Source organism: Rhodoferax ferrireducens T118 (assembly GCF_000013605.1).
GTDB lineage: Bacteria > Pseudomonadota > Gammaproteobacteria > Burkholderiales > Burkholderiaceae_C > Rhodoferax > Rhodoferax ferrireducens.
Genome location: NC_007908.1, coordinates 3,326,931 through 3,344,568, shown reverse-complemented (window position 1 = coordinate 3,344,568; position 17,638 = coordinate 3,326,931). Strand labels below are relative to the sequence as shown.

Here is a 17,638-nt window from a genome sequence, read left to right as displayed (position 1 = left end):
GCGCTATTTTAGCGGCCTCCCACAGCGTCGAATGGGGCGCCTGCACCGCAGCATTTTCCTGTATAGAGGATAATGACTGTTTGTCCCCAGGCTTGGGGATTTCACCAGCTATCGGATCGATAGCACTTAACCTTGGCTATGAATGACCGATTTGATGACTGAACTGACCCCCGATACCCTTCCCATGGCCTTTGCCCAGTTGCAGCTCGCCGCCCCTTTGGCGCGCGCCGTGGCCGACATGGGATACGAGACCATGACACCGATTCAGGCGCAGGCCATTCCAGTGGTGCTGCAGGGCCGTGACGTGATGGGCGCGGCCCAGACCGGGACCGGCAAGACAGCCGCTTTTGCCCTGCCTTTGCTGCAGCGCATGCTCAAGCACGAAAACAGTTCGACCTCACCGGCCCGCCATCCGGTGCGCGCCTTGGTGCTGCTGCCCACGCGTGAGCTGGCCGACCAGGTGGCGCAAGCGATTAAAGACTATGCCGTCCATACCAATCTGCGTAGCGCGGTTGTTTTTGGCGGTATGGACATGAAGCCCCAGACGCTGGAATTGAAAAAAGGCGTTGAAGTGCTGGTGGCCACGCCCGGGCGGCTGCTGGACCACATCGAAGCCAAGAATTGCGTGCTGAACCAGGTGGAATATGTGGTGCTCGATGAGGCCGACCGCATGTTGGACATCGGCTTTTTGCCCGATCTGCAACGCATCCTGAGCTATTTGCCCAAGCAGCGCATCACCTTGCTGTTCTCGGCCACGTTTTCGTCCGAGATCAAACGCCTGGCCAGCAGCTATCTGCAAGACCCGGTGACGATTGAAGTCGCACGTTCCAACGCTGCTGCTTCCACCGTGGAGCAGCATTTTTACAGCGTTGATGCGGATGACAAGCGTCATGCCTTGCACCAGATACTGAAATCACGCGGCATGAAGCAGGCCTTTGTGTTTGTCAACAGCAAACTCGGCTGCGCCCGCCTGGCCCGCTCGCTTGAGCATGAAGGCCTGAAAACCACGGCGCTGCATGGCGACAAGAGCCAGGATGAGCGCTTGAAAGCCCTCGAAGCTTTCAAAAGCGGCGAGGTTGATTTGCTGGTGTGCACCGATGTGGCGGCGCGCGGACTCGACATCAAGGATGTGCCCGCCGTCTTCAACTTTGATATTCCCTTCAACGCGGAAGACTATGTGCACCGCATTGGTCGCACCGGGCGCGCCGGCGCTGCTGGCCTGGCCGTCAGTTTTGTGGCCAAGAGCGACATTCGGTTGGTGGCGGATATTGAGAAACTGCTCAATACCAAAATTGAACTTGAAGCCGTTGAATATGATGAAGATGTGCCCGACATTCGCAAGCAGGGCCGCATCAACGACGGCCATCGCATGTATGCCGAAGGCGCGCAGAATGACTCCCGCCATGGCGCCCATCGGTCGGGCTCGCTGCGCGACGTGGCCCATGAAGGCCAATATGCCCGGCCGGAGCGGCCACCCCGGCGGGATTTCACACGACCGCTGTCGGCGCCGCGCGACCCGTTTTTTGACAAGCCCTACGAACCTGCGGTGGTTGCCGCGGAAGCACCGTCCTGGGAGGCCGCTGCGACTCGGCAGGGTGGGCGCAGCGCGTCTGCCAACATCAAGCCCAAGCGCCGGGTTGCAGCGCTGTTCAAGTCGGCATAGTGTGGGTTGGGGTCGGGTCGGCTAGCCGGGTTTTTGGGCTTGCTGACACTTGACCTGAATCAACTGCTGCTGCAGTTGCCCATTGACGCTCTCGAGTCGCAAGGCGCTTAAGGCACCACCCCAGACGCAGCCAGTATCGAGCGACAGCACATCGCTGCGTCCCAGCCAGCCCAATGTGGACCAGTGGCCAAAAGCCAGCATGACGCCGGACGTCTGGCGACCCGGCACCTCAAACCACGGCAGATAACCGGCCGGCGCGGCGTCGAGCCCGCCGGTGGTGCGAAATTCCATTTGGCCAGCCGGCGTGCAAAAGCGCAGGCGCGTGAGGGCGTTCACAATCACGCGCCAGCGGGCCGTGCCGGTCAGCGCCTCGTCCCAATGGTCAGGCTGGTCGTCATACATCTGCTGCAAAAATTCGCCCAGCGCCGCGCCGCGCAGTACCGACTCCACCTCCTTCGCCAGGGCCATGGTTTGGGTTGCGGTCCAGGTTGGCAGGACGCCGGCATGCACCATGAGGACGTCATGCCCTGCGACCTGTTCCAGTATCGCCATGCGCTGCCACCTGAGCCAGTCCAGCATCGCCTGCCGGTCGGGTGCATCCAGAATGCCATTCAGTGTGTCGTGCCGGCCCGGCCGGCGCGCGCCGTAGGCGATGGCCAGCAGATGCAGGTCGTGGTTACCCAGTAGACATTGCGCTGCTGCGCCATAGCCCATCAGACGTCGCACCACGCCAGCCGAATCCGGCCCGCGGTTCACCAGGTCGCCCAGCAGAAAGAGGGTGTCGCGGCTTGGGGAGAAAGATATTTCATCCAGCAAGCGCTGCAAGGCGCTGTTGCAGCCCTGCACGTCGCCAATCAAGTAAAGTGCCATGGTGTTTATTCTCGCTTGTGATTCATGGAAATCTTGTTAATCGCCTTTCTGACCCTGCTCAATGGCGTGTTCGCCATGTCGGAGCTGGCTTTGGCCGCCAGTCGCAAAGTGCGGCTCACAACCATGGCTGAAGCAGGTGACAAAGGCGCGCACGCTGCGTTGACGCTGCTGGAGAACCCGAATCAATTTTTATCTACCGTGCAGGTCGGCATCACGTCCATCGGCGTGCTCAACGGCATTGTGGGCGAGGCGGCCTTCAGCGCCGGTGTGGCCGCCTGGCTGCACGGCTGGGGCGTCGCCGACAAAGCCGCTGCCATTTCAGCCACCGCGATTGTGGTCACCTTGATCACCTTCATCACCATCATTTTTGGTGAGTTGGTGCCCAAGCGCATTGGCCAGTTGCACCCGGAAATCGTGGCGCGCTGGGTGGCGCGGCCGATGGTGTGGTTGGCCACCGCCGCTGGGCCTTTTGTGAACCTGCTCTCGGGCACCACCGCGGCAGTTCTCAAGTTGTTGCGCATTGACACGACCGGCGCGCGCTCCGTGACCGAAGAAGAAATCACGGCCAGTCTCGAAGAAGGTGTCGACGCCGGCGTGATCGAGCAGCATGAGCACCAGATGGTGCAAAACGTATTTCGGCTCGATGACCGGCCGCTGACGTCGCTGATGGTGCCGCGTACGGATGTGGAATGGCTGGATGCCTCCAATACGGTGGCCGACAGCCTCAAGCTGGCCGGCTCGGGTGGCGAACGAGGGGCCCATTCCTGGTACCCGGTGTGCCGTGGCTCGCTCGATGACGTGGTGGGCAAGATCAGCGTGGCGCGGTTGCTGCAACTTGGCGCTGACACACCGGGCACGATTGAGGCCTATATCACCCCCGCCACTTTTGTGCCTGAGACGCTCAGTGGCATGGAGTTGCTGGAGCAGTTTCGCGCCAAAGCCGGCCGCTTTGTGCTGGTGGTCGATGAGTACGGGGTGGTGCAGGGTTTGCTGACACCCCGCGATTTGCTGGAGGCCATCACGGGTGAACTGCAGCCGGGTGCGCAGATTGATGCCTGGGCCACGCAGCGCGACGATGGTTCGTGGCTGCTCGATGGCCTGATGCCGGTGAGCGAACTCAAGGTTCGCCTGGCGATTGATGACCTGCCAGAAGAAGACCGCGGCCGCTACAACACGGTGGCGGGCTTGCTGATGTCCGTGTCGGGCCACTTGCCGTCGGTCGGCGAGCGCATTACCTGCGCCGAATGGCAGTTTGAAGTGCTGGACCTCGACGGCAAGCGCATTGACAAGGTGCTGGCCACGCCGCTGGCTGCCTGCGCGCAGCCGGGTCAGGTTATGCCTGGCCGTGTGTGACGACGCAGTTGCACCTTGAGGTTGTCGACGTAGGCCAGCTGCGCCGCCAGGGCGCGCCAGGAACTGCCGGCGTTGCTGACAAACCAAATGCGTCGCGTCGGATTCAGGCGACTGCGCGCGCCGACGCGGAGCCGATATGGCGTTGAGGATGTGCGTTGAGCTTTTCTTTTTCAGCCCCTGATCGATCACCCAACTCGGCCCGTGTACCATCATCGCTCATGAAAGTTGATCCCGCCATTGTTCAAATGTCCGCTGAAAACGTGCGGGCCGAAGTGATCGTGCGGCAACCTGCGCTCAAGCTTGACCCCGCCATCATTCAGAAAATCAAGCAACAGGTGCCGATTTTCAAAGGCATGACGCCGGACTGTTTGATGCGCACACTGGCGATGGCTGAATATTTTTCGGTCAAGGCCGGTGAAGTGGTGTTCAACGAAGAAGATATTGGCGAGTCATTTTTTGTTCTGATCGCAGGTGAGGTGAGGGTTGAAAAATTGCGCAACGGACAGGTGGTCGAGCTGACCCGGCTCAGCGCTGGCCAATGCGTGGGTGAGATGGCGCTGGTGAGCAAGCAGCTGCGATCCGCCACGGTGCGCGCCATCCGTGATACCGTGACCATGCGCTTCTATCGCGAACTCATTGATACCAATCCTGAAAGTGCACACATCATTTACCGCAATATCGCCAGCATTCTCGCCAGCCGACTGGACGATTCAAGCGTGATGCTTGCCGATCTGGCGAGGCGCCAAACCGCTCCTTAGAACCGGATGGCGATTCTTCTCGCACCCATGGAGGGACTGCTGGACTTTGTGCTGCGTGACATCCTGACCCGTGTCGGCGGGGTGGACCGCTGCGTGTCCGAATTCATCCGCGTCAGCAACACCCTGCTGCCCGATCAGGTCTTCATTCGCGTCGTGCCTGAATTGCTCAATGGCGGGCGCACTTTCGCCGGCGTACCGGTCGCCGCCCAGTTGCTGGGATCCGACCCGGTCTGCCTGGCAGAAAACGCCGCCCGCCTGGCCGCCCTGGGGCCACACGGCATTGACCTGAACTTTGGCTGCCCGGCCAAAACGGTGAATCGCCACGGCGGCGGCGCTGCCTTGCTCGATGAGCCCGAGCTGCTATTGGCGATTGTGGCGGCTGTGCGCCGTGCCGTCCCCAAAACCATGCCCGTGTCGGCCAAGATGCGCCTGGGGGTTCATGACGATTCACGTGCGCTGGAGTGTGCGCTGGCCCTTGAAGGTGGTGGTGCCAGTGAGTTGGTGGTACACGCCCGCACCCGGGCCGACGCTTACCGTCCACCCGCTTATTGGGAACGCATTGCCGACATTCGGGCCGTGGTCAACATTCCGGTGGTGGCCAATGGCGAAATATGGAATGTGCAGGACGCGCTGCGCTGTCGCGAGGAGTCGGGCTGCGACAGCCTGATGCTGGGCCGCGGTATGGTGACCAACCCGGGTTTGGCCCTGGCGATTCGGGCGGCCATGGCAGGGCCTGATGCCAGCCCCGCGCCTTGGGGGAATGTGCGGCCCGATTCTTCCTTGACCACCTCCCCAGCGCTGTACCCGATCATCAACTGGCAGGTCCTGCTGCCATTCATCGCCGAATTTTGGCGCCTGGTGTGCGCGCGGCTGGATCGTCGCAAGCAGGCGGGCCGGCTCAAACAGTGGCTCAATTTTCTGCGCCACCACCACCCCGAAGCCGAGCGGGCCTATATGGCGTTGCGGACCCTCAGTGAGCCCGCTGCCATTGGTCAGTGGCTGGCGTTGCAGTGACAGACAAGGTTAGCTCGCAATTCTTGTTTTGCGGCCCCAACGCTGTTCAATCAGCGGGAAAAATGCCGCTATGAATCGATTACCATCCAGCCGTTCAGGAGCCTCTATGTTTGAAAACATTCGCATCACGCACCGCTTTATCGCTGTGGTTGTCATTTTCTCGGCCGCCATGTGGACCGTGATTGGTGTCAGCTATTGGGGCCAGGTGTCGGCGCGGGAGAGTATCAAGACTTTGCACGATGGCGCCATGCAACCGGCCCTGCTGGCGGACCAGTCGATCGACAAAATCGTACAGAACCGCCTGCAGGTTTTGCTGGCGTTCCAACATGCGCCAGACGGGCCACTGGCCTCTGTCCATGAGCACGCCACCAGCGTCCATACTGACGCGATTGCCGCCAACCGTGTCGAGGCAAACCGGATTTTCAAGTTGATGGAATCCGCCTTGGCAAGCCCGGAAGAAAAAGCTGTTTTCGAGGCTACCCAAACGAGCCGCGCGGCCTGGCGCGACAAGCTTGACCAGGCGGTCAACGCGATCCAATCGAACAACTTCAGTCCGGCCACCATGACAGCCTTCCTCAAGGCCAGTCGTGAAGAAGGTGAAGCCGCTGTCAAGTCGCTGCTGGTCTACCGGGACTACCAGGTCAAGAAGGCGAATGAAGCCTATGCGGCAGCCCAAAGTCGCTTTCGCACGGCGCTGATCGCGTTTGGGCTGGTGATTTTGATAGCTGCCACGCCTGCCACACTGCTCACATTCACCCTGCTGACACGCATGCGCCATGGTTTCAAATTGGCCAATGAAACTGCCACCGCTATTGCCGGGGGCGACTTGTCACACGTTGTGCCGCATACCGGTCGCGACGAAATTGGTGATTTGCTGCTGCACATGGACACCATGCGCAGCAAACTGCACCACGTCATCGGCCAGGTGCGCAACGGCTCCGATTCCATCGCCAACGCGTCGACCGAAGTGGCCACTGGCACGCTGGACCTGTCAAGGCGCACCGAGGAACAAGCCAGTTCGCTGGAGAAAACCGCCTCCGCCTCCGAGGAGTTGACCAGCACCGTGCAGGCCAACGCCGACAACGCCGCCCAGGCGAACCAGCTCGCGGCATCGGCCTCGGACGTGGCGAGCCGGGGTGGGGCGGTGGTGGCGCAAGTGGTCGACACCATGGAAGCCATCAACACCTCATCGCGCAAGATCGTGGACATCATTGCGGTCATCGACGGTATCGCCTTCCAGACCAACATCCTGGCACTTAACGCCGCCGTGGAAGCGGCGCGCGCCGGTGAACAGGGCCGCGGCTTTGCCGTGGTCGCGGCCGAAGTGCGCAGCCTGGCGCAACGCAGCGCTGAAGCGGCCAAAGAGATCAAGACGCTGATTTCAGACTCGGTTCAGAAGGTCGGCGTGGGCACGGCGCAGGTCGCCCAGGCAGGCGCCACCATGCAGGAGATCGTTGCCGGCATCCAGCGCGTGGCCGACATCGTGGGAGAAATCGCCTTGGCCAGCCGCGAACAGTCAGCCGGCATTGCCCAGATCAACCAGGCCGTCACGCATCTGGACGGCGTGACGCAGCAAAACGCCGCGCTGGTGGAGCAGACCTCGGCCGCCTCCAACGCCCTGCAGGATCAAGCGCGTGAACTTGCTGGTTTGGCAGCCTCGTTCAAGCTGGAGCAGTATGCTGGCGCAGGCAGCAGCCAGGCCTTGGTGCGTTTGCGCTAGCGCCAGAGACATCTGCCAAAGTCGACCGAGCGATGACCCCGGCCGCCGACTGGGCACCCGGGTAGAAATCGAGCGGGCACAGACACGCTTGGCTGACGAACGCCATCCCATCCCGAGCACGCCCAGTCCAATCGCCGGCAATGCTTGTGATTGAAGGTTCGTTGGCAAACTTGTGATTTGCAGAAATTTTGCTTGCAGCACAGACCGTGCCCCACCGCTTGAGTCAACTTATGGGGTCGCTGTCAAGCTCGGTTTCCCCGGTAAGTAGTTGTACGGTATTGAAGCGCTGGGTGTTACCCATCATCATCCGCTTGGCCTTATCGGCCCAAACCGACGCGCTTTGGGCCGCTGACGGTTCGCACGTTTGAGTGACAAGCTTGCTGAGAGGACAAGATTGCCAGCAACCGATGTGCGATGACTCGTGGAAGAACCTATAGACCAACACTAAAAGGACGAGACATGACTACGACAAACAGAAACAACTTGAAGTTAACGGCACTGACCGCCGCCGTACTGACACTCAGCGCCTGCGGTGGGAGCGATGCCGTTGCCGAAAATAAAAATGTCAAGCCGGCCTATCTGGGCGAAGTCGCTAGCGCCAGCTACGACGGCATCAGCGACGACCTGCTCACAGCCGGCCTTGGCAAAACTGGTTTGGGTGGGGCGGCCCCAGCCGTGGTGGACCCTTTGAGCCCGACGTCCGCCGAACTGCGCAAACTTGCCATTTTCAACAACTACCGCGCCATCCTCGACATTACCGCGGGCGGCGGCTATGGCACCCTGTATGGCCCCAATGTCGATGCCAAAGGCGTCGTGGGCGCCAGTGAAGGCATGATTGCAGGCACCGAATATATTGCCTACTCCGATGACGGCACGGGGCGCCAAAACATCACCATGATGGTGCAGGTGCCCGCCACGTTCAACCCGGCCAGCCCCTGCATTGTTACCGCGACCTCCAGCGGATCGCGCGGCGTTTACGGCGCCATTGGTTCGTCAGGCGAGTGGGGCTTGAAAAACGGCTGCGCCGTGGCCTATACCGACAAGGGCACCGGCACCGGTATTCACGACCTCCAGAACGATACGGTCAATGTACAAAACGGCGGCCGCGCAAGTGCAACTGCGGCTGGAAAGGCATCGATCTTTACCGCCTTGCTGACTTCCATCGAACGCGCGGCGTTCAACTTGGCAACGCCGAATCGTTTCGCCATCAAGCATGCGCATTCGCAACAAAACCCCGAAAAGGACTGGGGCAAATGGACCCTGCAATCGGTTGAGTTTGCGTACTTTGTCCTGAATCAAAAATACGGCGATCTGGCCTCCGATGGCGTGGCGCATCTTAAAAAGCTGACACCGGCCAACACCATCGTGATCGCCTCCAGCGTGTCCAATGGCGCTGGCGCGGCACTGGCTGCGGCGGAGCAGGACACGCAAGGCCTGATCAGCGGCGTGGCGGTGGCCGAGCCCGAGGTCCAGCTGGCCCCCGATGCCCGCCTGAGCATCGTGCGCGGCACCACCACCCTGGTCGGCACCGGCAAGCAGTTGCTCGACTATTTCACGCTGGCCAATTTGCTGCAGCCGTGCGCCGCGCTGGTGTCGCCCAGCACCAATGTGTTCAACACGGTCAACGCGGCGATTGCGGGCAACCGCTGCAGCGCCCTCAAGGCCAACGGCCTGATCACCGGCACCACAACGGCCGAGCAGGCCGCCAGTGCCATGGCCGCGTTGGTCGCGGCAGGCTGGCAGCCCGAGAGCAGCGACCTGCAGGCCTCGCACTACTCGTTCGCCACCTTGCCGGTCGCGTTGACTTACGCCAACACCTATGGTCGGTTCGGCGTCGCCGACAACCTGTGCGGCTTCAGTTACGCGGCCACTGGTGCGGCAACATCGGCGACCCCGCTGGCGCCGGTTCCCGCTTCCGCTGCTGTGCTGGCCACTTCGTTTGGCACCTCTAACGGCGTGCCGCCAACCGCTGGCATCAACATCGTCAACAACAACAGTGTGGGCGGGCCTTTGCTGGATGCTGCCTCGTTGTCAGTGGGGGGGGTGCAGGACTACAACATCGCCGGCGCACTGTGCCTGCGCGGGCTGGTCACTGGCACCAGTGCCAACGCCGTGCGGGTCCAGCAGGGGATGAGCGAAGTGTTGCGTAGCGCCAATCTGCACGGCAAACCAGCGCTGATCGTGCAAGGCCGCAGCGACACGCTGCTGCCGGTGGCCTTCACCGGGCGGCCCTATTTCGGCATGAACAAGATCGTGGAAGGCGCCAATAGCAGACTGTCCTACATTGAAGTGACCAATGCCCAGCATTTTGATGCCTTCCTGGGATTCCCCGGTTATGCCAATCGTCTGGTGCCCTTGCATCGGTACTTCATCCAGGCGATGGACATGATGTACGCCAACCTGAAAACCGGCGCCGCACTGCCGACCAGCCAGGTGGTTCGCACCGTGCCGCGCGGTTTGGCGGGCACGGCTGCCAACCCGATCACCGCCGCCAATGTGCCGCCGATCAAGGCCGTGGCCGATGTGGCGGATCAGATCACCTTCGCCAACAACGTGGTGACCGTGGCCGACTGATACGTCATTGTGTGCATCCGTCCCATGGGGCAGGGCGTCTCCATGGGACTTTGTTGTTGCCGAGCGGCAGCTTGGATCCCCAGGAAATAGCCCGCCCCTGCGCTCAGTCCTTTACCGGCACACAGCGGCAGAACAAATTGCGGTCGCCATGGACGTTGTCGATACGGCCCACCGGCACCCAGTATTTGGATGATTTCAGGCTGGGCACCGGGAACGCCGCCAGTTCTCTGGAATAGGGCCGATCCCAGGCCTCGCCGAGGAGCGCTGCGGCCGTATGCGGCGCGTGGCTGAGCGGGTTGTTGCCCTGCGGCCAAAGACCTTGCTCGACCTTGGCAATCTCTTCGCGGATGGCGATCATGGCGTTGATGAAGCGGTCCAGCTCATCGAGCGTTTCACTCTCGGTGGGCTCCACCATCAGCGTGCCGGGCACCGGAAAGCTCAGGGTGGGCGCATGAAAGCCATAGTCCATCAGGCGCTTGGTCACGTCTTCGGCGCTGACGCCGTGAACACCACCACTGGTTTCTTTCAAGGGGCGTAAATCCAGAATGCACTCGTGCGCGACACGGCCCGGCTTGCCGTCCTCTGGCGAGCTGGTGTAGAGGGTCGGGTAGTGGTCTTTGAGCCGGACGCTGATGTAGTTGGCGCTCAGGATGGCGACCTCGGTGGCGGCCTTCAAGCCCTCGGCGCCCATCATGCGGCAGTACATCCAACTGATGGGCAGGACCGAGGCATTGCCCAATGGCGCAGCCGCGACTGGGCCGATGCCGTTCGCGTCAGCGTGAGCAGGCAAAAACGGCACCAAATCAGCCACCACGCACACCGGGCCGACGCCGGGGCCGCCGCCGCCGTGCGGGATGCAGAAGGTTTTGTGCAGGTTCAGGTGGCTCACGTCGCCGCCAAACTCACCGGGTGCGGCCAGGCCCACCAGGGCGTTCATGTTCGCGCCGTCCACGTAAACGCGCCCGCCATGGGAATGCACCAAGGCGCACAGGTCTTTCACGCTGGTCTCAAACACGCCGTGGGTGCTGGGGTAGGTGATCATCACCGCGCCCAGGTTGGCGCTGTATTGCTCGCACTTCGTCTTCAGGTCGACCATGTCGACATTGCCGTTGGCATCACACGCGGTCACCACGACCTTGAAACCGGCCATGGTGGCGCTGGCCGGGTTGGTGCCGTGGGCGCTGGAGGGAATCAGGCAGATGTTGCGCTGGCTCTGGCCACGCGCGGCGTGGTAGCCACGAATCGCCATCATGCCCGCGTATTCGCCCTGGCTGCCGGCATTGGGTTGCAGGCTGATGCCGGCGTAACCGGTGGCCTGGCACAGCCAGGCCCGCAGTTGCTCGTCCAGCTCGGCATAGCCTTCGCGCTGATTCGCTGGGCAGAAGGGGTGAATGTCGGCAAACTCGGGCCAGGTGATGGGAATCATCTCGCTCGTGGCGTTGAGCTTCATGGTGCAACTGCCCAGCGGGATCATGCTGCGGTCCAGCGCCAGGTCAAGGTCGGAGAGGCGGCGGATGTAGCGCAGCATGCCGGTTTCACTGTGGTGGGTGTTGAAGACCGGGTGCGTCAGGTAGCTGCTGGTGCGAAGCAGGGCAGCGGGCAGCAGGGTGTTGGCGGCTTGCTCGAAGTCACTGACCTGGGGCACGGTTTGTCCGGGCTTGGCAAAGAAACGCCATAGCGCTTCCACATCGACGCGGGTGCTGGTTTCGTCCAGCGACACGCTTAATGAATTGTTTGAGGCAAATCGCAGGTTAGCCCCCTTGGAAAGGGCGTTAGAAGCTATTGAATTTGTAGCATCACCGGTGTTCACCGTGAGTGTGTCAAAGGCGCTGGTGTTGGCTGTTTTGTAACCCAGGGCCAGTAAGCCTTGCGCCAAGACCGCTGTCAAAGCCGCCACCCGCTGCGCAATGCGCTTCAAACCTGCGGGCCCGTGATAGACGGCAAACATGCTCGCCACCACGGCGGGCAGCACTTGCGCGGTGCAGATGTTCGAGGTGGCTTTTTCGCGGCGAATGTGCTGCTCACGCGTTTGCAGCGCCAGCCGGTAGGCCGGGTTGCCGTGCACATCGACACTCACGCCCACCAGGCGACCGGGCATGGTGCGTTTGTACTCGTCGCGGCACGCCATGTAGGCAGCGTGCGGGCCACCGTTGCCCATCGGCGTGCCAAAACGCTGCGTGGTTCCCACGGCAATGTCCGCGCCCAGTTCACCGGGTGGGGTGAGCAGGGTCAGCGCCAGCAGGTCCGCGGCCATGATGACGATACCGCCTTTGGCCTTGTAGGCTTTGATCCACTCGCGGTCATCACGCACCACACCGCTCACACCGGGGTATTGCAGCAGCACGGCAAAGCTGTCTTGCCCCAAGGCTTCATCGCCCTTGCAGGTTTTGACCTCAATGCCCAGCGGCTCGGCGCGGGTCTTGATCACGGCCAGCGTTTGTGGCAGCACCTCAACGTCGACAAAGAATGTGGTCGATTTGGATTTGCTGGCTCGCTGCGCCATGGTCATGGCCTCGGCCGCCGCAGTGGCTTCGTCCAGCATCGAGGCATTGGCCATCGGCATGCCGGTCAAGTCCATCACCATGGTTTGAAAGTTGACCAGCGCCTCCATGCGGCCCTGGCTGATCTCGGCCTGGTACGGCGTGTAGGCGGTGTACCAGGCCGGGTTTTCAAGGATGTTGCGCAAAATAACGCCGGGCGTGTGGGTGCCGTAATAGCCCTGGCCGATGTAGCTCTTGAACACCTTGTTTTTGGCCGCCATGGCTTTGAGCTCGGCCAGTGCCGCGGCTTCGGTAATCGGCGCGGGGATGTCCATCGGCTGGCTACGCGCGATGCTGCGCGGCACGATGGCATCGATCAAAGCGCCGCGCGACGTGGCAGCCACAGCGCGCAGCATGACGGCTTCGTCGGCCGCATCAATGCCAATGTGGCGGGCGATAAATTCAGAGGGGTTTTCTAGTTCAGACAGAGAGGGGGTAGAGGTCGTGGGCATGGCAGGCTCGATCATCCGTTCGCCCCGAGCCTGTCGAAGGGCCAGCGAAACTGGAAATGGGCAAGGGCTTCGACAGGCTCAGCCCGAACGGTGTGGCGTGGCGATCAGTGCGCGTCAGCCGCGTAGCTGGTGTAGCTGGTCTCGTCCATCAGTGCGTCCAGATCAGCCGGGTTGGCCAGTTTGACCTTGAAGAACCAGCCCGCGCCCAGCGGATCGCTATTGGCCAGCGACGGGTCGGCGCGCAGGGCTTCGTTGACTTCCACGACTTCGCCATTGGCGGGCATGTACACGTCAGCGGCGGCCTTGACGGACTCGACGACGGCGGCGGCATCTTTTTGTGCGTAGGTCTTGCCCACTTCGGGCAGATCGACAAACACCACGTCGCCCAAAGCGTCCTGCGCATGGGCCGTGATGCCGACGGTGCCGATGTTGCCGTCAATGTTGATCCATTCGTGATCGGGGGTGTATTTGATGCTCATAGGGTTCTCGAAGAAAAATAAGATGAAGAAACAAGAAAATTAACCGCGGAAGTAGTTGGTCGGCACAAACGGCATCGCCACCACTTCCATCGGCACGGGTTTACCACGCACGATGGCGTTGATGCGTGTGCCCAAGGCAGCCAACGCGGTTGGCACATAGCCCATGGCGATGGGCTGGTCGATGGTGGGGCCAAGCAAACCACTGGTCACTTCGCCAATGTGCTGACCATTCAAATCCTGCAATTCGATGTGTTCGCGCACGGGAATGCGCTCCAGTGCCAAAAGTCCAACACGTTTTCGGGCTGCAGCCCCCGTTCCTCCTTCGAGTTGTGCTAGTATTTTTGCAGCACCCGGAAAACCACCGGCGCGCGCGCCACCCGCGCGGCGCACCTTTTGCATGGCCCACTGCAAACTCGCTTCAACCGGTGTGGTCGTTGTGTCGATGTCGTTGCCATAGAGCGGCAGTCCGGCTTCCAGCCGCAGCGAATTGCGTGCGCCCAGGCCAATCGGTTTGACTTCGGGTTGCGCCAGCAGTGCCTGCGCCAGCGCCTGCGCCTGGGAATCGAGCACCGAAATCTCAAAACCATCTTCGCCGGTGTAGCCGCTGCGGGTCAGGAACACGTCAATGCGCTGATTGCCCGCCTGAATGGTGAAGTTGCCACCGGTCATGAACACCAGCTTTTCAACACCCGGTGCCAGCCGTGACAGGGCGGTTACGGCCAGCGGGCCTTGCAGCGCCAGCAGGGCGCGTTCCGGCATGGGGATGACCTTGCAGCGCGTGCCAATCTTGGCCTGAATGTGCGCGATGTCACCGGCCTTGCAGGCGCCGTTGACGATGACAAAAATATCGCTGCCCCGGTTGACGAACATCAGATCATCGATGATGCCGCCTTCGTCGTTGAGCAGCAGGCCGTAGCGCTGCTTGCCGACCGGCAAATCGATCACATCGACCGGAATCAGGCTCTCCAACGCGGCGCCAGCGTCCGGCCCGACCAGGCGCAACTGGCCCATGTGGGACACGTCAAACAGGCCTGCGGCGGTGCGCGTATGTTTGTGTTCAAACATCAGGCCTGCCGGGTACTGCACCGGCATGGAATAGCCGGCAAAGGGCACCATGCGGGCGCCGAGAGACACATGCAGGTCGTTGAGCGGGGTTTTCAGAAGGCTCTCAAGCGCGGTCGTCATCAGCGAACTCCAATAAAGGAAAAGGGGCATGTCAAATTCCATGGCCTCGACTGCTGTCCAAGCCATGGGCTGCCCCCGCTGTCCGCTTTACCTGAGAGATTCGCCGCGCCTGTGCATGCCATGCTGGCTGACAGACTGCGGGTTGCTCCTTCGGTGGATCAGCCGCAGCACCCAAGCGCCGGCGGTGACCTCTCTCCAGTGGGGAATCGCTCCGACATCTTGCGACGTCTGAAGCGTTTGTCAGTCCTTTTGCCTGAGCGTTCAAACTGCTGCGATCAGCAACTCTGCGCCTTCGGCGGCCACCTCAAGGGGCGGCTCTCTCCTGACCCGCGGGATTCTACAACTACATCCCCGCGTAGTTGGGTCCACCGCCCCCTTCGGGCGTGACCCAGACGATGTTCTGCGTCGGGTCCTTGATGTCGCAGGTCTTGCAGTGCACGCAGTTGGAGGCGTTGATCTGCAGTCGGTCGGTGCCGTCATCGTTCTTGACAAACTCATAAACCCCGGCCGGGCAGTAGCGCGCCTCGGGGCCGGCAAACTTGGCCAGGTTGATGGCAACCGGCACCGACGCGTCTTTGAGTGTCAAGTGCGCGGGCTGATTTTCTTCATGGTTGACGTTGCCGATGAAGACACTGCTCAAGCGGTCAAAGGTGAGCTTGCCGTCGGGCTTGGGGTAAACAATGGGCTGGCACTCGGCGGCGGGCTTGAGGTAGGCATGGTCGGGCTTGTCACGGTGAATGGTCCAGGGCATGTTGCCCCCCAGTCCGAACTGCTCGAAACCATTCATCAGGGTGCTGATGCGCAAGCCATACTTGAACCAGGCCTTGAAGTTGCGCGATTTGTTGAGCTCGGTATAGACCCAACTGTTCTCAAACGCCTCGGGATAGGCGCTCAGTTCGTCATGCTGGCGTCCGGCCGTGACGGCCTCAAACGCCGCCTCGGCTGCCAGCATGCCGGTCTTGATGGCCGTGTGGCTGCCCTTGATGCGGCTCACGTTCAGGAAGCCCGCTTCGCAACCCACCAGGGCGCCGCCCGGGAACACGGTCTTGGGCAGTGCCAGCAAACCGCCGGCGGTGATGGTGCGCGCACCATAGGCCAGCCGCTTGGCGGTGACTTCGCCCTTGTCGTTCTCAAAATACCAGCGCACATTGGGATGGGTTTTCCAGCGCTGGAACTCCTCGAACGGGCTTAAGAATGGGTTTTGGTAGTTCAGCCCGGTGATGAAGCCCAAGGCGATCTTGTTGTCCCCCATGTGGTACATGAAGGAGCCGCCGTAGGTGCTGTTGTCCAGCGGCCAGCCTGCGGTGTGCATGGCAAACCCAGGCTGGTGGCGCGAGGGGTCCACCTCCCAAACCTCCTTGATGCCCAAACCATAACTTTGCGGATCACAGCCCTCGTCAAGCTTGTACTTGGCAATCAGCTGGCGCCCCAGATGACCGCGTGAGCCTTCGGCAAAAATGGTGTATTTGGCCAACAGCTCCATGCCGATCTGGAAATTCTCGCCCGGTTCGCCTTCCTTGTTCACACCCATATTGCCGGTGGCGACCCCTCTGACGGCGCCTTGCTCGCTGTAAAGCACTTCAGCGGCGGCAAAGCCGGGGAATATTTCCACGCCCATGTTTTCGGCCTGGGTCGCCAGCCAGCGCGTCAGCTCGCCCAGGCTGATGATGTAGTTGCCGTGGTTATGGCTGCATTTGGGCAGCAGAAAATTGGGCGTGCGATAGCCCGAGGTTTCACTCAGGAACATCATGGCGTCATCGGTCACCGGCTGGTTCAGGGGCGCGCCCATGGCCTTCCAGTCGGGGAACAGTTCATTCATGGCAACGGGATCCATGATGGCGCCCGAGAGGATGTGGGCGCCGGGCTCGGCGCCTTTTTCCAGCACCACCACCGACAGCTCCTGGCCTTTTTCAGTGGCCAGTTGCTTGAGGCGGATGGCGGTGGACAGGCCGGCAACGCCGCCTCCAACAACAACGACGTCGTATTCCATCGCTTCGCGGGGGCCAAACTGGGCCAAGATTTCCTGGTTTGTCATGGTTGAACTCATCTGATAATGGGGCATGGTCCGGGAATGGACCGCGACCCGTGATTGTCGAACGCAGAAGTGATTTTAGGCGTTGATTTTGCAAAATAGAACGATCGTTCTTTTGTTATTGATGGAGATACTTTAAATGGCTTACAACATTGATCTTTCAGGCCGGGTGGCATTCATCACCGGCGCCTCCAGTGGCCTGGGCGCCCAATTTGCAAAAACCCTGGCCAGCGCCGGTGCCGCCGTGGTGCTGGCGAGTCGCCGACTGGACAAACTGAAGGACTTGCGCGCCGAAATCGAAGGTCAGGGCGGCGACGCCCATGCGATTGAACTCGATGTGACCGACATCGACTCCATCAAGTCGGCCGTGGCGCATGCCGAGACCGAAGTCGGCTCGATTGACATCCTGGTCAACAACTCGGGCGTCAGCACCACGCAACGCCTGCAGGACGTGTCACCGGACGACTATGACTATGTGTTCGACACCAACGTCAAGGGCGCTTTTTTTGTCGCGCAAGAGGTTGGCAAGCGCATGCTGGCGCGGTCCAAAGGCGCGGCACCCGGCACCTTCACGGGTGGGCGCATCGTCAACATTGCCTCGATGGCGGGCCTGCGCGTGTTGCCGCAAATTGGGGTCTATTGCATGAGCAAGGCAGCGGTGGTGCAAATGACCCGCGCCATGGCGCTGGAATGGGGCCGGTTTGGCATCAATGTCAACGCCATTTGCCCCGGTTACATCGACACCGAGATCAACCACCAGCACTGGCACACCGAACAGGGTAAAAAACTGGTGCAGATGCTGCCACGCAAACGCGTTGGGCAGGCCAAAGACCTGGACGCTGTGCTGGTCATGCTGTGTTCGGATCAAAGCCATTTCATCAACGGCGCTGTGATCTCGGCCGACGATGGTTTTGGCGTCTAGGAATATGGCCTCCACGCCTGCCACCCTTTGGGCGGCGCTGCCCCCCGAGGGGGCTAATTTCCCTTGGGGCGGCCCG

General features: G+C 61.3%; 12 protein-coding genes and 2 riboswitches. Of the genes, 7 read left to right on the top strand and 5 right to left on the bottom strand.

Annotation, left to right across the window (positions count from 1 at the left end):
- The first annotated feature begins 154 nt into the window (after positions 1 to 154).
- A complete protein-coding gene (locus tag RFER_RS15305; protein WP_041792523.1) occupies positions 155 to 1,663 on the top strand; it encodes a DEAD/DEAH box helicase in 1,509 nt (502 codons plus the stop codon).
- Between the two features lie 21 nt (positions 1,664 to 1,684).
- Here RFER_RS15305 and RFER_RS15300 read toward each other — a convergent pair whose 3' ends face one another.
- Positions 1,685 to 2,533, bottom strand: coding sequence for a symmetrical bis(5'-nucleosyl)-tetraphosphatase (locus RFER_RS15300; protein WP_011465304.1), 849 nt, complete (start codon positions 2,531 to 2,533; stop codon positions 1,685 to 1,687).
- Between the two features lie 24 nt (positions 2,534 to 2,557).
- Here RFER_RS15300 and RFER_RS15295 point away from each other — a divergent pair, with 24 nt between their 5' ends.
- The 5 genes from RFER_RS15295 to RFER_RS15275 all read left to right on the top strand — a co-directional run bounded on the left by RFER_RS15295 (position 2,558) and on the right by RFER_RS15275 (position 9,952).
- Positions 2,558 to 3,886, top strand: a complete 1,329-nt coding sequence (locus tag RFER_RS15295) for a hemolysin family protein (protein WP_011465303.1) — start codon at positions 2,558 to 2,560, stop codon at positions 3,884 to 3,886.
- Positions 3,887 to 4,041: 155 nt separating this feature from the next.
- Positions 4,042 to 4,644, top strand: a complete 603-nt coding sequence (locus RFER_RS23060; RefSeq protein ID WP_166485737.1) for a cyclic nucleotide-binding domain-containing protein — start codon at positions 4,042 to 4,044, stop codon at positions 4,642 to 4,644.
- 6 nt (positions 4,645 to 4,650) lie between these two features.
- Positions 4,651 to 5,658, top strand: a complete 1,008-nt coding sequence (locus tag RFER_RS15285; protein WP_011465301.1) for a tRNA dihydrouridine synthase — start codon at positions 4,651 to 4,653, stop codon at positions 5,656 to 5,658.
- 106 nt (positions 5,659 to 5,764) lie between these two features.
- Positions 5,765 to 7,378 (top strand): methyl-accepting chemotaxis protein, encoded by a 1,614-nt coding sequence (locus tag RFER_RS24935; RefSeq protein ID WP_011465300.1) that lies wholly within the window; start codon positions 5,765 to 5,767, stop codon positions 7,376 to 7,378.
- Positions 7,379 to 7,837: 459 nt separating this feature from the next.
- Complete coding sequence (locus RFER_RS15275) at positions 7,838 to 9,952, top strand: D-(-)-3-hydroxybutyrate oligomer hydrolase (protein ID WP_011465299.1); 2,115 nt, start codon at positions 7,838 to 7,840, stop codon at positions 9,950 to 9,952.
- 103 nt (positions 9,953 to 10,055) lie between these two features.
- On the opposite strand, the gene gcvP is transcribed toward RFER_RS15275, so the two are convergent.
- From gcvP to RFER_RS15255, 4 genes are all read right to left on the bottom strand, one after another.
- A complete protein-coding gene (gcvP, locus tag RFER_RS15270) occupies positions 10,056 to 12,944 on the bottom strand; it encodes an aminomethyl-transferring glycine dehydrogenase (RefSeq protein WP_041792514.1) in 2,889 nt (962 codons plus the stop codon).
- A gap of 104 nt (positions 12,945 to 13,048) precedes the next feature.
- Positions 13,049 to 13,423: a glycine cleavage system protein GcvH gene (gene gcvH / locus RFER_RS15265; protein ID WP_011465297.1), complete on the bottom strand. Its 375-nt coding sequence runs from the start codon at positions 13,421 to 13,423 to the stop codon at positions 13,049 to 13,051.
- A gap of 39 nt (positions 13,424 to 13,462) precedes the next feature.
- Positions 13,463 to 14,608, bottom strand: a complete 1,146-nt coding sequence (gcvT, locus tag RFER_RS15260) for a glycine cleavage system aminomethyltransferase GcvT (RefSeq protein ID WP_041790829.1) — start codon at positions 14,606 to 14,608, stop codon at positions 13,463 to 13,465.
- Between the two features lie 68 nt (positions 14,609 to 14,676).
- A riboswitch (glycine riboswitch) is annotated at positions 14,677 to 14,817 on the bottom strand.
- Between the two features lie 22 nt (positions 14,818 to 14,839).
- Positions 14,840 to 14,943: riboswitch (glycine riboswitch) on the bottom strand.
- A gap of 8 nt (positions 14,944 to 14,951) precedes the next feature.
- Positions 14,952 to 16,643: an electron transfer flavoprotein-ubiquinone oxidoreductase gene (locus tag RFER_RS15255; protein WP_041792512.1), complete on the bottom strand. Its 1,692-nt coding sequence runs from the start codon at positions 16,641 to 16,643 to the stop codon at positions 14,952 to 14,954.
- A gap of 136 nt (positions 16,644 to 16,779) precedes the next feature.
- Between RFER_RS15255 and RFER_RS15250 the strand changes: the two genes are divergently transcribed.
- A complete protein-coding gene (locus RFER_RS15250; protein ID WP_011465294.1) occupies positions 16,780 to 17,562 on the top strand; it encodes an SDR family oxidoreductase in 783 nt (260 codons plus the stop codon).
- The last annotated feature ends 76 nt before the right edge of the window (positions 17,563 to 17,638 follow it).